Genomic DNA, 20,951 nt, shown 5'->3' with positions numbered 1-20,951 from the left:
TATCCATGCAAAACTTACAGGCATAAAAAAACCTCTCGATGAGAGGTTTTTTTAATTTTCAGACTCGATTAACGATTATTTTCGTCGTCTTGAGTATCTTCAAATTTAGTATCGTTGTCAAAACCAGCACCTTGACCACCAAAGCCACCTTGACCACCGAAGCCAGCGCCTTGACCGCCACCGAAGCCGCCTTGACCACCAAAGCCACCACCTTGACCACCAAAGCCAGCGCCTTGACCGCCACCGAAGCCACCTTGACCACCAAAGCCAGTGCCTTGACCGCCACCGAAACCACCAGCAGCACCTTGACCGCCAAAGCCAGCACCTTGTGGACCAGCAGGCGCACCAGCAGGACGAGGATTACGTGCAGGCACTACAGTTGAAATTGCATGCTTATAAACCATTTGGCTTACTGTATTTTTTAATAAAACCACGTATTGGTCGAAAGACTCGATATGACCTTGTAATTTAATACCGTTTACCAGGAAGATAGATACTGGGATACGTTCCTTACGGAGAGAATTCAAGAATGGATCTTGTAAAGTTTGACCTTTAGACATGTTATAACTCCAAAAAAAAATTAAAAATCAGCGCAAAAACTATCTCTATTTTTCAATTAAAAATTATAAAAAAGATAGTCCCTAAATTTTGCTTTATCCGTGACAGTTTCGCAAGTCTTGTTGAGCCTGCTGTAGCGTAAAATATGTTGTAAATTTATGCTTTTCTTGCAAAGACCTCAGCCACGTATATTGACGTTTTGCAAGTTGTCGTGTCGCAAATAAAGCTTTATCCTCCATTTCCTGTTGCTTTTCCTTGGTTTTATCAGCATTTTTTAAGAATTCTATAGCTTGACGGTAACCTACCGAACGCATAGAAGGTAGATTTTCATTAAAATCGTATTTTTCAATTAAACTAACAACTTCATTTAAAAAACCGTTTTTCCACATCATTTGCAGACGTTGTTCAATACGCCCGTGTAATTCTAACCGATCTGGCATAAGTGCATAGTTATAAAAACTGTAACGATATGGTAAATTTTTAGGTTGCTCTGCCTGTAGTTTTGTAATCGGCTCACCGGTCAGTTTAAACACTTCTAAGGCACGAATAATACGCTGCTTGTCACTAACCTTGAATTTCTCCGCAGCAACGGGATCTACGGCACTTAATTCTGCATAAACAGTCTCCCAACCTTCTCGCTCGCCTTTGGCTTCAATTTCAGCACGAATCGTATAGTCGGCACTGGGCAGATTATCTGACAACCCCTCAAGTAAGGCTTTAAAATACAGCATGGTTCCGCCCACCAATATCGGTGTTTTACCACGTGCATGAATATCATCAATTAACCGGCAAGCATCTTCAACAAAGTTTGCCGCAGAATAGACTTCAAGCGGACTGATAATATCGATCAGATGGTGCGGATAGCGCGCCAGTTCCTCTTTAGAAGGCTTGGCTGTTCCAATATCCATTTCCCGATAAACCAGCGCAGAATCGACTGAAATCAGCTCGAATTTTCCCTGCTCATACAGTTCACATGCCAAAGCGGTTTTGCCACTTGCAGTTGGCCCCATTAAATTGATGACCGGCAATTGATTGGACATGTAAAACTACTCTCCTCGAGCAAAAAGTTTGTCTAGTTTATTCAATGGAAAAGCGCGCCAAGTCGGACGGCCATGATTACATTGACTGGCAAATTCAGTGTGTTCCATCTGACGCAGTAAAGCATTCATTTCAGACAGGCTTAAAATGCGATGCGCACGTACTGCACCATGACAGGCCATACCTGCCAGAATCTGGTCACGTTTCTGCAATAGACCCTGTACCTGATCATTCGGATCCAGATCATTTAACAGCTCGGGAATCAGTGCATCAAAATCTGCTTTGTGCAAAATGGCAGGTACGCCACGCACAATCACCTGTTCATCACCATACTGGTCAATTTCAAGCCCCAAACGCATTAACTGCTCTTTGAGTTCTTCGACCCGCATCGCCTGCATTCGAGTGATGTTGACCACTTTGGGAATCAGCAATTGCTGTGATGTCCAGAATTCAGGTTTATCCCAAGCCGATTTCATTTGCTGCAAGACAATCCGCTCATGTGCTGCATGCATATCCACAATGATCAGCCCTTCGGTATTTTGTGCCAGAATATAAATCCCATGTAACTGGGCAATCGCAATCCCGAGTGGATGTTCATCGACTTTGGCCTGTATATGACTTTGCAAGGCTTGCTCTGCAACTTGTGGCTCATAGGCAGACGCTTGATCACGCAGCGGTGCCAGATAGCTTTGCAGGGCATTATTCAGCTGCTGCGAGCCTGCATAAGACGCATTATAGTCTCGCGCATAATGTACCGTTTGCGGCCGCGAAGATTCAAAGTCGGTCAGGACATCCGATGCCTCATTTTCATCTTTAGCAGCTACAGGTAGGTTAGAGGATAATTGCTGCTGCGCATGCGCAGTCTGGTGCAGGCTAAACTGTTCCTGATAACGCGGTTGCGGTACAAGTGCAACAGGTTCATCATCAACTTTCATCGCAGTTGCTAAATCAGCAGTTGCCGTCTGGAATTGTGCCAGAGTTTCTTTGGCATAATGCCGTACAAACTCATGTACTTCACGCTGATTCAGAAAGCGAATTTCATGCTTAGTGGGATGGACATTGACATCAACATTTTCAGGATCAACTTCTAAAAACAGCAAATAAGCCGCATGTTGATGGCCATGCAAAATGCCATCATAAGCCATCCGCAAGGCATGAGAAATGGTTTTGTCTTTGACAATCCGGCCATTGACATAGACATATTGCAAGTCGGCCTGTGCACGCGCATCTGAGGGATGACCAAGCCAGCCTGATAAACGCATGTTTATACTGTCAGCATCGATCCAATAAGCATTTTCAGTGAACTGACGACCCAATAACTGCTGTACCCGCTGGAAACGTAAAGCACCGCTGTCCGCCACGGGTAAATTCAGCTTGATGCTTTCATTATGTTCCAGCACAAACCGGATATCAAAATGCGTCAGTGCCATACGGCGTACAATTTCTTCAATGTGGCCAAATTCAGTGCCCGGTTTCTTTAAGAATTTACGCCGCGCAGGCACATTAAAAAATAAATCCTGAACCCGGATATGCGTCCCTTTCGAAGCCGCGACCGCTTGAATCTGCTGATGATCAAAAGCCGTACCGTTTACTTCTACCTGATAACCAATGCCATCCTCATTTTGACTGCTGATCATGGTCAGGCGTGAGACTGCTGCAATCGATGCCAGCGCTTCTCCACGAAAGCCTAAACTGCTGATCGCATACAGCTCATCGGCACTCTGGATTTTGCTGGTGGCATGACGCATGACGGCCAATGCCAGATCTTCAGCATGAATACCACGGCCGTTATCCATAATTTCAATTAAGGTACTGCCACCCTGTTCCACCCGGATGATCAGCTCGGTCGCACCCGCATCAATCGAGTTTTCCAGTAATTCCTTGACCACGGATGCCGGACGCTCAATCACCTCACCTGCAGCAATCTGGTTGGCCAGCGCAGGATCAAGGGCACGGATACGGCGTAGGCTTAAATCATTCGACATGTGAAAATTGACGCTCCAAAGCCTCTCGCAAAGCAAGATTAGAGGAAATCAGGCTTGCAGTACGGGTCAGTTCATCTTCAGATTTTAAAATTTCAATAATCAGGTCAGCTTGCGGAATTTCATCGCCACCTTTGGAGGGCCATTCAAATAAAAATAGCGCATTCGGAGTTTCCAGATAATCCCGGATTCCCATCAATTCGAGTTCATAGGGGTCATTCAGACGGTACAGGTCAAAGTGAAAAATATCCTGCCCATTGATCTGATACGGTTCGACCAGCGTATAAGTCGGACTTTTCACCGAACCTTGATGACCCAGCTGTTGCAAATAATAGCGCGTTAAGGTCGTTTTTCCTGCCCCCAAATCACCGATCAGATATACGACTCCCGCAGGGAAATTTTCGGCCAGAACCTTGGCCAGTTTCTGGGTATCGTCTTCATGATTTAAAGTGACATTAAATGAATAAGGCATATTACTCACGACATGATGCAAAAGAATAAATATGATAGCATCGCCACGCTTTAAAAGCCTATTCACCTGTGTGAGAAACTGTATTTTTTCACCATTTCTGTTTCTGAGAGGTTGATCTGCCTGCCATGCATCCGACTGTTGAGTTTAATCCGCCCATGTTAAATGGGGTCAGTGCCAGTAAAGTGTTCTTGCAGGATAGTCTAGATGCACCCCCGACAGTTTTTGCTTATTTATGCACGCAATTTGCGCATATCGCAGCAGATGAATGGCAAGCCCGTTTCGCCAAAGGTCTGGTCTATGATGCGCAGGGCCATCAATTAAGCACAGAAAGTCCATTTCAGGCCAATAGTCATTGTTTTTATTATCGATTTTTGGCACATGAAGTGCATGTTCCTTTTCAACATCAGATTTTATTTGAAAATGAGCATTTCATGGTGATCGATAAACCGCACTTTTTGACCATGAGTCCGACCGGTCAGTATGTACAGGAAACCTTGCTGGTTCGTCTCAAAAAACAAACAGGCAATGAACATTTAACACCGATTCACCGGTTAGACCGTGAAACGGCCGGCGTGGTTCTCATTTCAAAACATGTAGAATCTCGTGGCCTGTATCAACAGATGTTTGCCACACGGCAAGTGCAGAAGACCTACCATGCGATTGCAGCATACAAGGCTGATTTAGAATTTCCATTGATCACACGATTAAGAATGGAAAAAGGTCAGCCCTTCTATACCATGCAGGTGGTCAACGGCGAAGCCAATAGCGAAACGGCAATCCAGCTGTTAGAACATAATAAAGAATGGGCCAAATATGAACTGAAACCACACACTGGCAAACAGCACCAATTACGCGTGCACTTGAATCATCTCGGTATTCCAATTCAGAATGATCCGTTTTATCCACGGATAGCGCACAAAGCCGAAGATGATTTTTCTGCCCCTTTAAGCTTATTGGCCCAACATATTCAATTCATCGATCCGATCACGCAGAAAAGCATGAATTTCAGCTCCAGACTTGAATTGACACTGTAAATCGCTTGTCATTACAGATTATTTTCTAAAATCGGTCGCTTTAAGATTGAATTTCAAACGTAATTGATTAGAATAAAGGCGAAAAGTTAAGTAATTTAAAGCTTTAAAAATATTATGAGAAAAACTGAAGTTTATCAAATTCGCTTGGACTCGCAAGAGAAGAAACAAGCCTTTGCGGTATTTAAGCAATTGGGGATTACGCCAGCTCAGGCCGTGCGTCTTTTTTTCAAACAGGTGGTGATTACCAAATCGATCCCCTTCTCGATTGAAAACCAGAATATTAATCTGGAACAACTGATCCGACTGCGCAAACTGAAGCAAAATGAGATCCAGAATGGGCAAAGCAGCTTGCCAAATTCAACACTCAATTCTCTGGATGATCAGGAAATCCAGCTCGATGATGATCATCTGGATTTATTTGAAGAACTGAATGCCATTTTAGGTGAAAGCGACAAAATTTAACATTGTTGCATTTCCGAACAATTTCTAAAGCCGGCCACTGACAAACTTCGCTATGCTTGATGCTGATAATGAATAAAAAATTAGCATGGAGGATGCAATGCTCGTACGACGCGCTCAATCAGCAGACCTGAATCAGCTTGCGATATTATTCGATGAATATCGACAATTTTATGGCACCTCCTCTAACCCCGAACTCTCCTACCAATTTTTAAAACAACGTTTTGAAGATGGACAGACCGTCATTTTCATTAATACCAAAGATGATACTTTTACCGGCTTTATTATCCTGTATCTGGGTTTTTCTTCGGTGGCCTGCTCGACCTATTATATTCTGGATGATGTCTATATCACCCCGATATTTCGGCGTCAGGGTGCAGCCAGACAACTGATTGATACCGCAATTTTATTTGCCAAACATGAACAGGCCTTAAGAATTAGCCTGGAAACCCAAAAGAACAATTACCAATCGCATGAATTGTATGAATCTATGGGATTTATTAAGGATAATGAGTTTCAGACCTATCATTGTTTCCTGAGATAAAATCTGATCGTTCAAATAAACTTGAGAAGAATAACTCAATTATTCTTCTGAACGGAATTTTGCCAAAGCCACCTGTTCTGCATTTAAATAGATCCATTCTCCTTCAGCCAGCTCAGGCAGAGCCAAAGCACCAATTTGAGCACGATGCAATTGCTCGACTTTATTTCCGACGGCTGCCAGCATGCGTTTCACCTGATGATATACCCCTTGATGAATGCTCATTTGCAGACGGCTTTCAGACAGACGTATCACTTCAGTGGCTGCAAAAATACCTTTTTCATTGCGTAGCTCAACGCCTTGTTCCAGTTGCTGTAGCTGAGCATCAGTGACTGGATCTGCCGTTTGCATTTGATAAACTTTGGCCACATGTTTTTTCGGATGTGTTAACGCTTGCAGAAACTGGCCATCATCAGTCAACAATAACAGTCCGGTGGTGTCCTGATCCAGACGACCCACGCATTGAATGCCACGATTCAGCAGCATCTCATCAAACAGATCAAACACACTAAAATGATGCGTGGCCTGATGCGAACACTCATAGTCCTGCGGTTTGTTTAAAGCGATATAGACTTTCTCTCGATAGCGATGGGCCTTGCCATAGACCTCGAAGTCTAAATCATTCAAATCCAGTTTATGTTTAGGATGATCAATCACTTCATTCTGGATAGAAACAGCACCATTTTTAATCAATTGCTGACAATGCTTGCGGGAACCGAAACCTTGTGACTGCAACATTTTTTCCAATAGCATCTGCTTAAACCTGTATCGCGTGAAGAGTTGTGCATTCTATCCTGAAACACACCTAAATTGATTGCTTCGCTTATTTTCTTCGTATCACCAGCTGAAACGCTCTACAATGGTGGCATTTTCCATGTTTCCTCTCCCGCCCATGTCACAACTCGATTTAAATTTGATGGTTCTTTTGGTATTACTGGCCTGTGGTATATTCAGTCACAATAGTGCTGTCACCATCGCTGCAGCGGTACTGATTGTTCTTAAAATTACCCCGCTACACGACCTGTTGCCTTATGTACAACAACATGGTTTGAATATTGGAATTATTATTTTAACCATCGGGGTATTGGCACCGATTGCGAGTGGCAAAATTGCCGGAGAAAGTATTCTCAAGTCATTTCTCAGCTGGAAATCTTTACTGGCCATTGCCATTGGTGTTTTTGTGGCTTGGCTCGGTGGCCGCGGTGTGAAACTGATGTCGAATCAACCGGATATTGTCGCGGGCTTATTGATTGGTACTGTAGCAGGTGTGGCGGTGTTACGCGGCGTACCTGTTGGGCCGCTGATTGCAGCCGGGATTTTATCCTTATTGATTGGTACGCAATAGATTCAAATCATCAGCACGCATCACCAGTATGCAAAGATTTCTCAAAAATACATCACATGACCTATAATATGCAGGTCATCTATTGATTACCTTGCACCAAGCTTTAAAGCAGTGTTTCAAGCTTGCTCAGGATATATCATCAGATCAACGGAAGATTCATCTTGGTTATAAGCTTTCCAAGCTAAAATAAAAGCGATACAAAAAAATAGAATGATCTTTAACAAGCTGTGACCTGATAAAAATTTAAAATTCACTGCATGACAAATACCGGTCTAATCTTTTAAGGCATAAACCAAACTTTCTATCATCTCGCCGTTTTCCAAATATACTTTAACCGGAATCCGTTGATATTCATCACCTTCAAACGCATCCAGCTCTTCCCAATATTGGGGAAGATGCTCAGATATAAATACATAACCCTGAACAGTCTCGCCCGAATCACTGAGCTGAATGCCCGGGCTACCAAATTCAGCACCCCAGCCACGCTGTTGCAAATGCCCACGGATATAAGCGGCTGTCCAGCTTCCCCCAATCCGCTCCATGACATGGGCATTGGGTTGCTGGGGACGAAGCGTGCCGTATACGAATAAACTATGCATCTTAAAAGCTCTGAAGGATCATTTCGGTGATTACTCTACAAATAATAGTGCCAGACGGACTTGGTCATAGGCCATTTTAGGCGTGGTAAGTTCTACAATCGGGCGCAACTTAATCGAGCCATCATCATTAAAATGCTCAGCACTTTGACGTTTGGTTAAGCGTTTATAAATTTTACGCACCTGCTCCACCACTTCCTCACCCGGATGAGCCACCGAAATATCCAGTCCCTGCTCTTTGTGTAAACGGCCTAGATGATTAATGATTGTCGCTGGCGTCAGACCACGTTCAGTCGCGATATCCGCAACTTCATAGCCTTCTTCAAACAGTGCTCGGGTTTCATCCAGTGTGGCAGTGGCATAACTCTGCTTCGTGCCACTCTTGGAAATTTTCTTTTCATTGCGCTGGATTTCTGCTTCATTCAATGTGCCACCGCAGTGACGGATAAAGGCTTTATGCTGCGCAGTCAAATCGACATTTTCAAAATTCGCTTCGGCTTCATCAGAAAGTTCCTGAAAACGGCGATCAGCTTTAATCGCTAAACTGTCAAGTTCCAAAGCCTGTTCATTAAAGCCTTTTAAACGTAAGCCATTTAAGCTTTTCAACCGTGACAACGCCACATAACCTTGACCTTTCTCGAAAGTATGACTCAGATCAATTTCTGCTGCTTCCAAGGTCATCCCTTGAGATTTATGAATGGTAATCGCCCAGGCCAAGCGTAAAGGAATTTGCTGGAAACTGGCAATAGTCTTACCGGCTTCATTGTCTACCGACCAGGTTTCAGGCTCTACCACCAAGGTCGTGCCATCGGTCAGTTTTACTTTGGGCAGCACACCATATTCATCGTCTTCTTCAAAACTGATCACTTCACCCAGACTGCCGTTGATATAGCCCATATCAAAGTTATTTTTTACAAACATGACTTTGGCATGCTTTTTCAAGGTTAAGGCTTCTGGTGCACGTACGGAAGATTTTAAAGTTTCAATCAGCTTTTCATTGCCATCACACTGGGCATCAAACTGGCGTGGATCATTGTCAATTTCATTCAGATGTTTAAAGTTAAGACTATCCACATCCATATTATGGGTATACAGACGCGTATAGGTATCGCCAATCTCTTGATGACGTGTTCCCTGTAATGCGGTGCGGTGTTCAGTGCTAATTGCCTGCGCACGGATCGCATTCAGAATATCATTCAGATAATCATTGCCCTGACGATGCTGCTCGGTCAGATAACACACTCGAAACTTGGCTTCGACCCAGGCTTCCGACATAAAGCAGAATTTATCGCGGTTACGCTCGTCATTCTTACCGACTGGCGGCAACTGGAAAAAATCCCCGGCCACAATCACCTGAATACCGCCAAAGGCTTCATCACTGTCCTTAAAATATTTCAGCACCTGATTGACCAGATTCAGCTGCTTGGCATGCAGCATGGAAATTTCATCAATAATCAGAACTTGGGCATTTTCCAGATGTTCTTTTAAGTATTTACGCTCTTTCATGCGCTTTAAGTCATCTTCGGACAAAAAGTCTTTAATGCCGATGCCGGCCCAGGTGTGAATGGTCATACCATTCATATGCGTGGCTGCAATACCGGTCGATGCCGTAATCGCGACGGCGACTTTACGCGCTTTTAAATAATTAATATATTGATTCAGCGTATAGGTTTTTCCTGCACCCGCAGAACCGGTTAAAAAGACATTTTCTCCTGCTTTGAGTAACTTAAGGGCAGTTTCCTGTTTCATAAGAGCAATACCGTGAAAGAACGGCTATAGCCTAACGATTTTTGGCAGAAAAGTTAAGCGTCATGGCGGAAAACCACTTAATCTTGCACTTAAGCCTGCAAGTTGAGCCAGTTGATAAAATGCATCGCGATATTGCTATATTCAGCTTCTGCCTTTTGATTGTTCGGATATTCCAGCTGATCGAAGATCACTTGCCCATTGACGATCCGACAGCCCAGAATTAAAGGTAAACGCACATCCGGATGCGACATGCGAAAGGCCACATATTGCCCTTCAATAATCTGCTGGGCATAACTGGCCGCCAGACAGTTCCTGAAAACCTTGGATTCTTCCAGAATACGATCCAGATTTTTAAGCTCCTCAAAACGCCAGTTGAAATATAATAAAAATGAGGCCTGCGTCAAAGGTGACCAAGTTACGAGCGCAAACTCTTTTTTCAGCTTGGCCATCATTTCCTGCTTCTGAATCTGATCATGCCAGATCACGGCCTGAGCGAATAATCCACTCCAGCTGAGGTTTTTCGGAGTCTCGTTATGACTGGAAAAATATTCCACCAGATAGTCACGCACATAACTGTCAAATACAGACTCACGCACATGTCCACTGTGTAAATAAAACAGCTGTCTAAATTCGACAAAAGGAATCCGATAGCGCTGCAACACATGATAGAAATCCCGATTCTGCTGGCTTTGAGGCTGAATATAAGCCAAGACTTCTTCTGGAAGATGCGCGGTAATTTTATATAGATGCTGCATATATGCCTGCATCACCCGGCTTAGTTGCAAATAGACTTTCTTGGTGATCTGATCATCCATTTTGACCACGTTACGCAGCAATTCTATCCATTCGTCCAGATACAGAATCGAGGGAGTGATGGCAATCCGCTGATCATCCATCGATTGACGTGTGCCTTTTAAGACCACCGCCTGATTATGCTGATGTTGAAACCAGTCATGCTGGATTGCATATTCATGCATGCTATGAATAAACAGTCGCGCCGAAACATATTGAAAATATTGCAAGGTCGCCAGAATAATCTGCGGATGAATATGATGGCTGTCTACAAAACTTAAGGCCGTCACTGCCACCCGCACGCTGCTGTGCTGAATATTGCCACTGATCCAGTCCACTACTTCGACTGGTTGCCTGAAAATCCAGTTCACTGCACGATGACAGTCAAATAGTGGTAATCGGGCCACCTTTTTTTGCCATAAATAGGGATGATTTTCCAGAAAATTTCGTTTGGCTAATAAGTCATCGCGATGCCAGACCTCACGATTCATCAAACGGACAAAACCGAGCAGGTGGCTTTGCTCCTCGGCATGTCGATACAACAGCTGAATATCATCGCTGTGATCATTCAGTTCATGTAAATTAAAACGCTCTTCAAAAGACAAGGACATAATCCGAAACGTCGCCGGATGCAAAAACTGTGCGGCACTAAAACAGAATTCATCCAGAGTGTCCATTAAGGACTGGATGGACAGGAACTCATCCTGTTGTAGAAATGCCAAAGAAAAAGCCTGTTGCAAGCTTTCAAGAATTTTCGGGGGAATATCCTGTTCGTCCAGAACAACGTTTTGCATGACTGGTGTTGTATACAACCCGGCCTCTATTAAATGATGATCAATAATCTCAGCCTGAACCACCGACATCTGTTGCAGGAATGCCAATACCCGTGCTGGGCCATTTACCGCCTCATAGACCTGGTTCAGAATCAGTTTGCGTAATTGCTTGGCTTTGTCACGTAAATACAGCGAATGCTGCGGTTTCAAGTCCCCAGTCAGGAAATAAATATCCTGTAAAAAAAATTCCTCTAGCGCTTCTGCTTTGTATTGCTGAAAATAAAAATGACTCTCGACCAAAACGGGTACAGTTCCGGAGTCCAGTGCATATGCAGTATAAAACTGGATATAGAACAACCCATCCAGCAATTCAATCCGGTACTGACCCTGCTGAATTTTTAATAGATTTTGTGCAGTCAGATGACCAATCATCGCCATCTGATCCAGATAAAGCTGGTTCAACTCCGGAGAAATCCGCAAACATTGTTGTGCCAGCAATTTTAACGGCGCTACCCAACCACCCTGTTCCATATACGCACCTATTTATTTTATTTTTATATTGAATCATGTTGAGCCCTCGATCATCGATCAGTGACTATTTGACCATACATTATGGCAGTACTCGCACAATAAAACAGCACTGCAGGATGACTTCTAAATATAGCGCATCTCAATATGTCACAACTTGGATTTACAACGAGGATTCGGTTGCCTGCTGGTCTTGCTGACGCTGCACAGTGAGCGCTGCCAACCCCGTATAAATATGCTGTTGCAAGCTATGCCGAAACTCAACCAGCTCTTCTTGCGTCTGCACCTGAGCAATCGATAGTCGTGGCATAAACTGAAAATAAAAGGGCAAGCGTTTTGGCAACAGGTGTTTGGGCAGAGAAGGAATCACATCGCCCTGACGTAGTAATTTATTGAGTTGTGGTATTTTAAGTAGTGTTTGAAAATACTTATGCTGGATAATCTTATTGGCATTAAAGCCAATCTCATAGACCTCATCCGCACCGAGAGCGGCAAAAGGGACAAGATCATAGTTGAATTCTTGCGCCAGCTTTAAAAAGCCGTAACGCTGCTTCCAGATCAGCTGATACTGCTCACCCTGACGTTTGAGCACTTCACGACCGCCACCCGGAAAGACCAGAATGGAATAGCCTTGCTGCATTGCAGCACGCACATAGGCTTGTGTTCCATCAATGGCACCAAACTTTTTCACGGCTTCACGCCACAGCGGCACATAAAAATGGCTATGATCTGCAATACTGACCACAGCCACCTTATGTTCGTTGTAGAGGTAATCAATCAGCATCGGCGCATCAAAGATGCCATACATGGAATGATTACCGACATACATTGCAGGTCGACTGGCATCCATATACTCAGCCCCTAAAAATGTCGGGGTAAAATATAACTTGGAGAAGGCACTTAAACGCCTGATCCACTGCCCGTCATGCTTGGCCTGCAATCTGTCTACTCTCTATTTATTGCGGATCATGCCACACGTTTTTGAACCAGAATCGAACCCACTGAATAACCAGCACCGAATGAACAAAGTACGCCGTATTCACCATCTTCCACTTCATGGGCAGTGCGGTGTAATGCAATGATCACGCCTGCAGAAGAAGTATTGGCAAACTCGTTCAGAATCATCGGCACCAGACCAGGTTTGGCATTTTCTTTGCCAACCACCAGTTTCAGGATCAGTTCATTCATACTGGCATTGGCTTGATGGAGCCAGAAGCGTTTCACGCCAGTCGGTGCAATCTGATTCTTCTCCAGTTGCGCTGTAATCATTTTCGCAACCAGTGGGCAGACTTCTTTAAAGACCTTACGGCCATCCTGACGGAAACGCTTGTCATCAATGTCGGCATTTTCAGAGGTATTCAAGAAACCAAAGTTATTGCGGATGTTATTCGAAAACTGGGTGAACAACTCGGAATCCAGAATTTCAAAACCGGTTTTGCTTTCAGTGTTTTCAATAATTGAAGCGGTTGCCACATCACCAAAAATAAAGTGACAGTCACGTGAACGAAAATCGGTATGTGCAGAGGTAATTTCCACATTAACCAATAACACACGACGCGCACCAGCCTTAATCGCATCATAGGCCTGTTTCAGACCAAATGTTGCTGCCGAGCAGGCCACATTCATGTCATAGGCATAGCCTTTAATTCCTAAAGCGGTTTGAATCTCGATGGCAACGGCAGGATAAGCACGTTGCAAATTCGAGCATGACAAAATCACGATATCAATATCTTCAGCAGTTACGCCTGCATTTTCCATCGCCTGCTTGGCTGCGATTACACCCCATTCTGCTTGCAGTGAAATTTCATCATCTGCACGTTCAGGTAAATTCGGACGTAAACGTTTCGGATCTAGAATACCGCTTTTTTCCGCAACATAACGGCGTTGGACACCAGATGCCTTTTCAATAAATTCTGCACTAGAACCACGACGCGCTTCAATTTCGCCTGCAGCGATTTTGTCCGCATTTTCGTGATTAAACAGTTCCACATAAGCATTTAAACTTTCAACTAATTCTTCATTGGTGATGACATTTTCCGGATGGAACAAGCCAGTACCCGTAATGCGGATGCCCATGTAAAACTCCTTCTCTGAATTACCTATATCTTAACTGATTCCAAGACGATCCCATACTTTTTGCAAGCGAGTTGGAGACACGGGTGCTTTTGTTTTCATCGGTTGTGAAAACAATGAGATTCTTAACTCCTCGACCATGAAGTACAATTCTTTCAGACGAGGGTCATCTTTAAACTTGAACAATTTTTCCATCCATTGATCAATTTGGTCAATGGCGGAATTGTCCCTTTGTAGATTATTGGGCAAGCGGTCTAAACGCAAGATCAAGGCTTTCAAATAACGTGGAAATTCGATCCATACATCGGATGGTTTACGATATACAAAGTCAGAAAGACTCATTAAATCAAGTTGATCTTCAATATCATTGATATTTTTCTCAAACACAGAATGGTCTAAAACCAATAATTTTCGGCGGATTTCCTGCCACTGGATATAAATATCTGTGATCTCTTTCAGGGTAACTTGCCCATGACTTAAGAAAGATTTTTTTACATCTTCAACCAGTTTTTGGAACTCTTGCGCATTGACAGGTAGCTCATTCATAGACACTTGCAGTGTGGCATAAACTAACATTTGTTCTAGTTGGGCCTTATCACCGAGTGGCGAATAAGCCAGTGCCAAAGGTTTGGAGATTTGTTTTTTTAACTGGCGAATCAGGTCTCCCAGTTGCATATGCACCAGTCGGATCACCCCTTCACGATGTTTTTTGATCGCTTCCACCTGATCGTTAAAGGTCTGAATCACCACGCCCGACTCATCTTTTTGCTCCAGTGCAGCAAAGGCTTTGGTCGGCACCAGCGCCTGATACTGCTTGACCACGACACCCGTGACTTTTTGTGAGGCTTCAAACACAAAACTTTCCGGGAAGGTTTTAAATTCACCTTTCAGCTGCTTGACCGGACTATGGGTTTCAGCCCGGCAACGTGCTTTCAGCTCTGACAAATCACGACCCTGTTCAATGACACGACCTTTTTCATCAGTGACTTTAATAAACGGCAACAGATACTGTTCGACCCGGTCAAAGCTGAAATCTTTCTCAGTGATTTGATCGCCACGTAACTGGAACGCCAGGAAACCAAAGATATGTTTCTGCAGATCCTGTACATCGACTTTTGCCATGAGTTTTCGTGCAGTATCTGGAATTGGCACCAGATTACGGCGCTTGTCCTTCGGCAAGCCTTTTAGCAATGCTTCAATCAGGTCCAGACGCCAGCCTGGAATTCCCCAGGACCAGATTGATTCATCTACCTGAGCCAAGGCTTGCAGTGGAATTTTAACTGTCGCGCCATCTTCATCATGACTCGGGTCAAAGCGATAGGTCGCTGCCAGACGAAGTTCACCATTACGTAAATAGTCAGGAAATTGCTGTGTGGTTGGACGGTCATTCAGCCATAATGCATCATCATCAACAAATAAATAACGTGGCTGCTGAGGCTCAACCGTAGCTCGCCAATCTTCAAAAGTACGGCGGCTGGCCACTTCAGCTGGCACTTTAGATGCATAGAACTGGTAAATGGTTTCTTCGTCTACCACCAGATCACGACGACGCAATTTATCCTCAACCCGTTCGACTTCTTCCAGTTTAAGCAAGTTATGCTTTAAAAATGGCGGACTAATACCGAGATGACCCGTAGTTAAAGCATCGCGTAAGAAAATTTCATGCGCAGCCGCCTGATCGACTTTTTCATAATTGATTGCTCTTTTTGGCTCAATGATCAGACCAAATAATGAAATCTGGTCATAAGCGTTCACTACCCCGGCTTTTTTCGACCAGTGCGGTTCAAAATAATGATGCTTGAGCAGATCGCGGGCGGCTAGCAGTATCCATTCCGGTTCAATCTTGGCCAGAGTGCGTAAATACACTTGCGAGGTTTCCACCATCTCAAAAGCCATGACCCACGGCGTATTGCTCTTATGCAAAGTCGATGCCGGGAAAATCCGTGCTTTTTGCTGACGCACTGCCATAAAGACATTACGCTCATCGGTCTTGTTGGCAATAAACGACAATAAGCCGGTGAGTAATGCACGATGCAGATTTTCATAACTGGCAGCTTTGTCATTAAATGACAGTTTTAGACCTTGAGCCAAGTCCACCAGTTGTTCATGGGTTTTTTTCCATTCACGTAAACGCAGCCAGCTCAAGAAATGATTCCGCGCAAATGTACGGCGTTTATTCTCACTCATACTTTCGCGATTGCCGTGCAATGTTTCCCAGAGTTTTATATAGAACAAAAAGTCAGAATCAGCTTCACGGAACAAGGCATGTTTCTGGTCGGCCTGCATTTGTTTGTCTGCAGGACGTTCACGCGGATCTTGCACCGCGAGCGCCGCAACAATAATCAAGACTTCGTTTAAAACACCAAAATGTGCGCCACCCAAAATCATACGGGCCAGACGTGGGTCAATCGGCATTTTTGCCATTTGCTGACCGATTTTGGTTAATCCACTGCTTTGAAGTCTCCCTTTCTCAAAGGGAGATTTAGAGGGATTTGCTTGATCATCTTCAGTTTTAGGAGAATTTTTCTCGGCCATTGCCCCCAACTCAATCAGCAACTTACGGCCATCATTCACCAGACGGTGATCCGGTGGTTCGATAAAATCAAAGTCCTCCAGCGAGCCTAAACCCAGACTCTGCATCTGCAAAATCACCGATGCCAGATTGGTACGCTTGATTTCAGGTTCAGTAAATTCCGGACGGCTCAGAAAGTCGTCTTCTGAATACAGGCGGATACAAACACCGGGCGCAATACGACCACAACGACCTTTACGCTGATTGGCTGCAGCCTGAGAAACGGCTTCAATCGGCAGGCGCTGCACCCGTGAACGATAGTTATAACGTGAAATACGCGCAAAACCACTATCAATTACATAACGAATATTCGGTACAGTCAACGCTGTTTCCGCGACGTTGGTGGCAATAATAATACGTCGCCCACCACCGGAAGGATTAAAGATTTTTTGCTGCTCTGCCAAGGCTAAACGGGCAAATAAGGTTAAGACTTCAGTATGCCGTGGTCCATGCTTGATCAGGGTTTCCTGTAGCTCGCGAATTTCCTGTTCTGTACTGGCAAAAATCAGGATATCGGCATGTTCGGGATGGCCTTTTTCTTGTGCATCCTGAAAACATTCTTCTACCGCTTTAACCACAGCACGCGGCAAGTTTTCTTCGAAGTCATCAAATTCATCATCATCGCTGCCGCCAATGCTCATTTCCGAGATCGGGCGATAACGCAGTTCAACCGGGAAACTACGGCCTTCTACTTCAAAAATGGGTGCACCATTAAAGTAATTACTAAAACGGTTTACATCCAGTGTGGCAGACGTAATGATGACTTTCAGGTCTGGACGACGCGGCAGTAACTGCTTCAGATAGCCCATAATGAAGTCGATATTCAGCGAACGTTCATGTGCTTCATCAATAATAATGGTGTCATATTTGCTTAGGTAGCGGTCATGCGTCAGTTCGGCAAGCAGAATACCGTCAGTCATCAAGCGTACAATTGAATCTTGGGAACCCTGTTCAGTAAAACGCACTTTAAAGGAAATTGATTCCCCGAGTTTTTCGCCAACTTCTTCAGCAATACGCTGTGATACGCTTCGAGCCGCCAGTCGGCGTGGCTGGGTATGTCCAATCAGACCAGTCAGGCCGCGTCCAGCCAGCATGGCAATTTGCGGTAATTGTGTGGTTTTACCAGAACCGGTTTCGCCAGCCACAATAATGACCTGATGCTTTTGAATCGCGGCTATCAGCTTGTCAGCGTATTGGGTAACGGGCAAATCTTGATTCAGCTTGATGTCTGGAAGACGTTCCAGCCGCTGCCGCACTTTCAGATTGGATTTTTCAAATAGTTCCTGATACTGCTTGGCATTGGCATCTTTCCCCTTCTTCAGTCGATTTAAACGGTGACGGTCACGCGCCATTATCCATTGATCTACATTTAAATGACTCTGCACAGAGAAAACACCCACATCAAAAAACCGGAAAAGTTTATTTTACTTGGTTCATTAGCTTTCAGATAGTCGTAGTTCTGTTAAGTGCCGGACAAATTGGCTTTACTCGTCTCATTTCCCTTAATTCGGCGTAGTAAATCGAGCAAATTACCCCGCTACTCTCACCTGTCCACATGATTAAGTTTAAGCATAAACCTAATTTTTAAATTGATATCGAGAGTATTTTGAGGAAAACAGGATTTTTTCCTGATTTGCCCTTGAATTTTTCAGTTTCAGCATCATGTTTGTTAGCACGAGGAAAAAGAGATAATTTTGTCATGAAGCCATCATCTTGATGCTGCTCAATGAACAAAGCTATTTTGTGAAAATGGAGAATTTTTACATGATTCGGTTTTTCCGATTTTTGTAATGTAAAAATACCATTTCACCAATAAAGTAAATTTCTATAAGCTAATTGAAATTCAAAACAAACCTCAATCATGGAGACAATGATGAGCTTAATTAATACTGAAGTTAAACCATTTAAAGCAACTGCATTCCAAAATGGCCAATTTATTGAAGTAACTGAAGCTGACCTTAAAGGCAAATGGTCTGTAGTATTCTTCTACCCAGCTGACTTCACTTTCGTTTGCCCAACTGAACTGGGTGACCTTGCTGACAACTACGCTGAATTCCAAAAATTAGGCGTTGAAATCTACTCAGTTTCTACTGACACACATTTCACACACAAAGCTTGGCACGATTCTTCAGAAGAAATCAAAAAAATCCAGTATGTAATGGTTGGTGATGCAAACTGGACGCTTGCTAAAAACTTTGACGTATTAATCGAAGCTGACGGCCTTGCTGATCGTGGTACTTTCGTCATCGATCCAGAAGGTAAAATCCAAATCGTTGAAATCAACGCCGGTGGTATCGGTCGTGATGCTCAAGAACTTCTTCGTAAAGTTAAAGCAGCTCAGTATGTACATGCTCACCCAGGCGAAGTTTGCCCAGCTAAATGGAAAGAAGGCGATGCAACTCTTGCTCCTTCAATCGACCTAGTGGGTAAAATCTAATTTTAATTAGATTAAACTGACTCAAAAAAACCACGCTCTTTAGCGTGGTTTTTTATAACTTTTGATTTGATTTATTTATTTTAGAAGTAATGTTTACACGCAGATTGAGTGTGTGTATTTATCCCGAAATTGCTTGAATCGTCTATTTCTTTGCGATCTATCAAACTGCGCTGAATAAGTTTTAATTTCTCGCTGCAGCTATTTTCTTACAATCCTCTGCCCATTCTTACAATATAGCTATACATCTACAGCACGGCATGGCATAAGTTCAAATGATAAGAAAATAAATATTCAGTGGAGGAACGCATATGCAAAAACTGCTTACAGTGATTTCATGGAAATATAATCCCTCAAGCCGCCACCTGAAAATCGTTTATAGTAATGGCCATACGGAACTCTATCATCCTGTACCCGAATTTATTTATGACAACCTGCTCAGACGTGAAGATAAAGCTGCTTTCGTACATAAATATCTTGAATATAATTTACATTTCAATAAAGTCTGTATGGATTAAAACTAATGCGATTCACGATATCCGACCATCAGCAGACCCGCACCGATCGGTACAGTGCTGATGATAAAACGCTGATCTTGCTGAATCAGATGAATAAACTCTTCCACTTCTGCTGCATGTGAAATGACATTATCCACCACAAGCATCCCACATTTTGGCTTGAGTAATCGAGCCAAATGCTTCCAATAGCCTAGATAGGCATCGCGCTCTGCATCCAGTAAAATAAAATCAAACTGTTGCTGTGAAGCTTCTAGATATTGCTGCGCATCCATCACTTTAAAATCAATAAGATGCTCAAAACCCAACGTATTTGCATAGTGTTTCGCTTGAGTGACACGTGCTTTATCTATTTCCAGTGTGGTTATCACTGCTTGGGTATGCTGAGCAGCTTCAGCTAGCCATAAAGTCGAATAGCCTGTGGATGTACCAATTTCCAAAATATCTTTGGCTTGCTGGGCACAAATCAACATGGATAAAAATCGACCTGATTCTGGTTCTATATTGCGATATCGTTGCAGTCGATCTGTCTGCTTGAGATCATGCATATGAAATTTTTCATATAATTCATGCATGAATTTTTCAAATTCATCTGGATTTAGCATAGCCCCTCCCTGAGCCTTTTAGCTTAAAGCGCCTGAATTAATTTAAAGCGTTCCACTTCACGATCATCGTTGGTGGTAATGGTTTCAGTGAACATTGTTAAAGGGCGCACCCAAATCGAATAATCCCCATAGAGACATTGATAAACCACCAGCTTTTCTTCAGTTTCACTGTGCGTGGCGACATGTAATACCTGATAAAGCTGCCCTTTATAATGCTGATAAATTCCGCGCTGTAATTCCATGATTCAGCCCTCCTGTTATAGATGCCTAATACTAACTGAATTAAGCAAATATCAAGTTAAATTACTTGAAAATTCTTATTCTAACGCCATATAAAAATCTGAAATTAATGATGCATTTTTCAATAAATCAGTAATTCCGATCGATACTATAAAAACAAACTGTTTTACCTATTTTGATTTATGCACTAATATCGCTTTATCAAATAAATATTTATTCCTTTGGAGACGTTAGCCATGTTAGACCAAAATACTTCAGCTCAATTAAAAACACTACTCGAACGTCTAGAAAGCCCGATTGAACTGGTTGCGACTTTAAATGATTCCGACAAATCTGCAAAAATCAAAGAACTGGTTGAGGAAGTGGCTGCATTATCTGATTTAGTCACTGCACGTTTTGATGGCCAGAACCAACGTGCACCAAGTTTCGGTATTGCCAAAGCAGGTGAAGAGCCACGGGTCTACTTCGCAGGTCTGCCAATGGGGCATGAATTCACCTCACTGATTCTGGCTTTACTGCAAAGCTCTGGTTATGCACCGAAAGTATCTGCTGAAGTTTTAGAGTCGATTAAAGGCTTAGGAATCAAATCTGATTTTGATGTATTTGTATCACTCAGCTGCCATAACTGTCCGGATGTGGTTCAAG

General features: G+C 43.4%; 19 protein-coding genes and 1 pseudogene. 7 read left to right on the top strand and 13 right to left on the bottom strand.

The window, feature by feature from the left end:
• Window positions 1-68 precede the first annotated feature (68 nt).
• The 4 genes from hfq to tsaE form a co-directional block, all read right to left on the bottom strand.
• Window positions 69-560: an RNA chaperone Hfq gene (gene hfq / locus FTV48_RS03000; protein ID WP_179999351.1), complete on the bottom strand. Its 492-nt coding sequence runs from the start codon at window positions 558-560 to the stop codon at window positions 69-71.
• 93 nt (window positions 561-653) lie between these two features.
• Window positions 654-1,598, bottom strand: coding sequence for a tRNA (adenosine(37)-N6)-dimethylallyltransferase MiaA (gene miaA, locus FTV48_RS02995; protein WP_005097348.1), 945 nt, complete (start codon window positions 1,596-1,598; stop codon window positions 654-656).
• A 6-nt stretch (window positions 1,599-1,604) separates the two neighbouring features.
• Window positions 1,605-3,581: a DNA mismatch repair endonuclease MutL gene (gene mutL / locus FTV48_RS02990; protein ID WP_005170358.1), complete on the bottom strand. Its 1,977-nt coding sequence runs from the start codon at window positions 3,579-3,581 to the stop codon at window positions 1,605-1,607.
• Window positions 3,571-4,050, bottom strand: coding sequence for a tRNA (adenosine(37)-N6)-threonylcarbamoyltransferase complex ATPase subunit type 1 TsaE (gene tsaE / locus FTV48_RS02985; RefSeq protein ID WP_005097351.1), 480 nt, complete (start codon window positions 4,048-4,050; stop codon window positions 3,571-3,573). Before tsaE ends, mutL begins: the two co-directional genes overlap by 11 nt.
• Window positions 4,051-4,175: 125 nt before the next feature.
• Between tsaE and FTV48_RS02980 the strand changes: the two genes are divergently transcribed.
• The 3 genes from FTV48_RS02980 (at window position 4,176) to FTV48_RS02970 (ending at window position 6,087) form a co-directional block, all read left to right on the top strand.
• Window positions 4,176-5,084: a pseudouridine synthase gene (locus tag FTV48_RS02980; protein ID WP_179999349.1), complete on the top strand. Its 909-nt coding sequence runs from the start codon at window positions 4,176-4,178 to the stop codon at window positions 5,082-5,084.
• A gap of 114 nt (window positions 5,085-5,198) precedes the next feature.
• Window positions 5,199-5,546: a type II toxin-antitoxin system RelB/DinJ family antitoxin gene (locus FTV48_RS02975; protein ID WP_005097354.1), complete on the top strand. Its 348-nt coding sequence runs from the start codon at window positions 5,199-5,201 to the stop codon at window positions 5,544-5,546.
• Window positions 5,547-5,643: 97 nt separating this feature from the next.
• Entirely contained in the window at window positions 5,644-6,087 is a 444-nt protein-coding gene (locus tag FTV48_RS02970) for an N-acetyltransferase (RefSeq protein WP_159516028.1), read from the top strand.
• 39 nt (window positions 6,088-6,126) lie between these two features.
• Here FTV48_RS02970 and FTV48_RS02965 read toward each other — a convergent pair whose 3' ends face one another.
• On the bottom strand, window positions 6,127-6,837 hold the full coding sequence (locus FTV48_RS02965; protein WP_005097357.1) for a pseudouridine synthase: 711 nt from the start codon (window positions 6,835-6,837) through the stop codon (window positions 6,127-6,129).
• Between the two features lie 139 nt (window positions 6,838-6,976).
• Here FTV48_RS02965 and FTV48_RS02960 point away from each other — a divergent pair, with 139 nt between their 5' ends.
• Entirely contained in the window at window positions 6,977-7,429 is a 453-nt protein-coding gene (locus FTV48_RS02960; protein ID WP_005097358.1) for a DUF441 domain-containing protein, read from the top strand.
• A 272-nt stretch (window positions 7,430-7,701) separates the two neighbouring features.
• Here FTV48_RS02960 and FTV48_RS02955 read toward each other — a convergent pair whose 3' ends face one another.
• The 6 genes from FTV48_RS02955 to hrpA form a co-directional block, all read right to left on the bottom strand.
• The gene (locus tag FTV48_RS02955; RefSeq protein ID WP_074383262.1) at window positions 7,702-8,028 is read right to left on the bottom strand and encodes a gamma-glutamylcyclotransferase family protein; all 327 of its coding nucleotides are present in this window, start codon (window positions 8,026-8,028) and stop codon (window positions 7,702-7,704) included.
• Between the two features lie 30 nt (window positions 8,029-8,058).
• Window positions 8,059-9,774 (bottom strand): AAA family ATPase, encoded by a 1,716-nt coding sequence (locus tag FTV48_RS02950; RefSeq protein WP_179999347.1) that lies wholly within the window; start codon window positions 9,772-9,774, stop codon window positions 8,059-8,061.
• An 89-nt stretch (window positions 9,775-9,863) separates the two neighbouring features.
• Window positions 9,864-11,870: a hypothetical protein gene (locus FTV48_RS02945; protein WP_179999345.1), complete on the bottom strand. Its 2,007-nt coding sequence runs from the start codon at window positions 11,868-11,870 to the stop codon at window positions 9,864-9,866.
• Between the two features lie 160 nt (window positions 11,871-12,030).
• Entirely contained in the window at window positions 12,031-12,807 is a 777-nt protein-coding gene (locus tag FTV48_RS02940; protein WP_100355380.1) for a 1-acyl-sn-glycerol-3-phosphate acyltransferase, read from the bottom strand.
• 26 nt (window positions 12,808-12,833) lie between these two features.
• Window positions 12,834-13,943, bottom strand: a complete 1,110-nt coding sequence (locus FTV48_RS02935) for a beta-ketoacyl-ACP synthase III (RefSeq protein WP_005170328.1) — start codon at window positions 13,941-13,943, stop codon at window positions 12,834-12,836.
• A gap of 30 nt (window positions 13,944-13,973) precedes the next feature.
• Window positions 13,974-17,897, bottom strand: coding sequence for an ATP-dependent RNA helicase HrpA (hrpA, locus tag FTV48_RS02930; RefSeq protein ID WP_179999343.1), 3,924 nt, complete (start codon window positions 17,895-17,897; stop codon window positions 13,974-13,976).
• Window positions 17,898-18,385: 488 nt separating this feature from the next.
• Between hrpA and ahpC the strand changes: the two genes are divergently transcribed.
• Together ahpC and FTV48_RS02920 are read left to right on the top strand one after the other, a co-directional pair.
• Window positions 18,386-18,949, top strand: coding sequence for an alkyl hydroperoxide reductase subunit C (gene ahpC, locus FTV48_RS02925; protein WP_005097370.1), 564 nt, complete (start codon window positions 18,386-18,388; stop codon window positions 18,947-18,949).
• 308 nt (window positions 18,950-19,257) lie between these two features.
• Complete coding sequence (locus FTV48_RS02920) at window positions 19,258-19,464, top strand: KTSC domain-containing protein (RefSeq protein ID WP_100329913.1); 207 nt, start codon at window positions 19,258-19,260, stop codon at window positions 19,462-19,464.
• Between the two features lie 2 nt (window positions 19,465-19,466).
• On the opposite strand, the gene FTV48_RS02915 is transcribed toward FTV48_RS02920, so the two are convergent.
• Together FTV48_RS02915 and FTV48_RS02910 are read right to left on the bottom strand one after the other, a co-directional pair.
• Entirely contained in the window at window positions 19,467-20,066 is a 600-nt protein-coding gene (locus FTV48_RS02915) for an O-methyltransferase (RefSeq protein ID WP_005097372.1), read from the bottom strand.
• Between the two features lie 23 nt (window positions 20,067-20,089).
• A complete protein-coding gene (locus FTV48_RS02910) occupies window positions 20,090-20,308 on the bottom strand; it encodes a DUF1653 domain-containing protein (protein WP_005097373.1) in 219 nt (72 codons plus the stop codon).
• Window positions 20,309-20,542: 234 nt separating this feature from the next.
• Between FTV48_RS02910 and FTV48_RS02905 the strand changes: the two are divergent.
• Window positions 20,543-20,951 (top strand): annotated as a pseudogene (locus FTV48_RS02905) (alkyl hydroperoxide reductase subunit F); the annotation flags it as partial.

The organism is Acinetobacter sp. YH18001, assembly GCF_013416975.1.
Lineage (GTDB): Bacteria > Pseudomonadota > Gammaproteobacteria > Pseudomonadales > Moraxellaceae > Acinetobacter > Acinetobacter pseudolwoffii.
This window is presented reverse-complemented; position numbering and strand designations above follow the sequence as displayed.

Coding starts and splice junctions, on each gene's coding strand:
- hfq (WP_179999351.1), bottom strand. CDS start 560: ATGTCTAAAGGTCAAACTTTACAAGATCCATTCTTGAATTCTCTCCGT.
- miaA (WP_005097348.1), bottom strand. CDS start 1,598: ATGTCCAATCAATTGCCGGTCATCAATTTAATGGGGCCAACTGCAAGT.
- mutL (WP_005170358.1), bottom strand. CDS start 3,581: ATGTCGAATGATTTAAGCCTACGCCGTATCCGTGCCCTTGATCCTGCG.
- tsaE (WP_005097351.1), bottom strand. CDS start 4,050: ATGCCTTATTCATTTAATGTCACTTTAAATCATGAAGACGATACCCAG.
- FTV48_RS02980 (WP_179999349.1), top strand. CDS start 4,176: ATGCATCCGACTGTTGAGTTTAATCCGCCCATGTTAAATGGGGTCAGT.
- FTV48_RS02975 (WP_005097354.1), top strand. CDS start 5,199: ATGAGAAAAACTGAAGTTTATCAAATTCGCTTGGACTCGCAAGAGAAG.
- FTV48_RS02970 (WP_159516028.1), top strand. CDS start 5,644: ATGCTCGTACGACGCGCTCAATCAGCAGACCTGAATCAGCTTGCGATA.
- FTV48_RS02965 (WP_005097357.1), bottom strand. CDS start 6,837: ATGCTATTGGAAAAAATGTTGCAGTCACAAGGTTTCGGTTCCCGCAAG.
- FTV48_RS02960 (WP_005097358.1), top strand. CDS start 6,977: ATGTCACAACTCGATTTAAATTTGATGGTTCTTTTGGTATTACTGGCC.
- FTV48_RS02955 (WP_074383262.1), bottom strand. CDS start 8,028: ATGCATAGTTTATTCGTATACGGCACGCTTCGTCCCCAGCAACCCAAT.
- FTV48_RS02950 (WP_179999347.1), bottom strand. CDS start 9,774: ATGAAACAGGAAACTGCCCTTAAGTTACTCAAAGCAGGAGAAAATGTC.
- FTV48_RS02945 (WP_179999345.1), bottom strand. CDS start 11,870: ATGGAACAGGGTGGTTGGGTAGCGCCGTTAAAATTGCTGGCACAACAA.
- FTV48_RS02935 (WP_005170328.1), bottom strand. CDS start 13,943: ATGGGCATCCGCATTACGGGTACTGGCTTGTTCCATCCGGAAAATGTC.
- ahpC (WP_005097370.1), top strand. CDS start 18,386: ATGAGCTTAATTAATACTGAAGTTAAACCATTTAAAGCAACTGCATTC.
- FTV48_RS02920 (WP_100329913.1), top strand. CDS start 19,258: ATGCAAAAACTGCTTACAGTGATTTCATGGAAATATAATCCCTCAAGC.
- FTV48_RS02915 (WP_005097372.1), bottom strand. CDS start 20,066: ATGCTAAATCCAGATGAATTTGAAAAATTCATGCATGAATTATATGAA.
- FTV48_RS02910 (WP_005097373.1), bottom strand. CDS start 20,308: ATGGAATTACAGCGCGGAATTTATCAGCATTATAAAGGGCAGCTTTAT.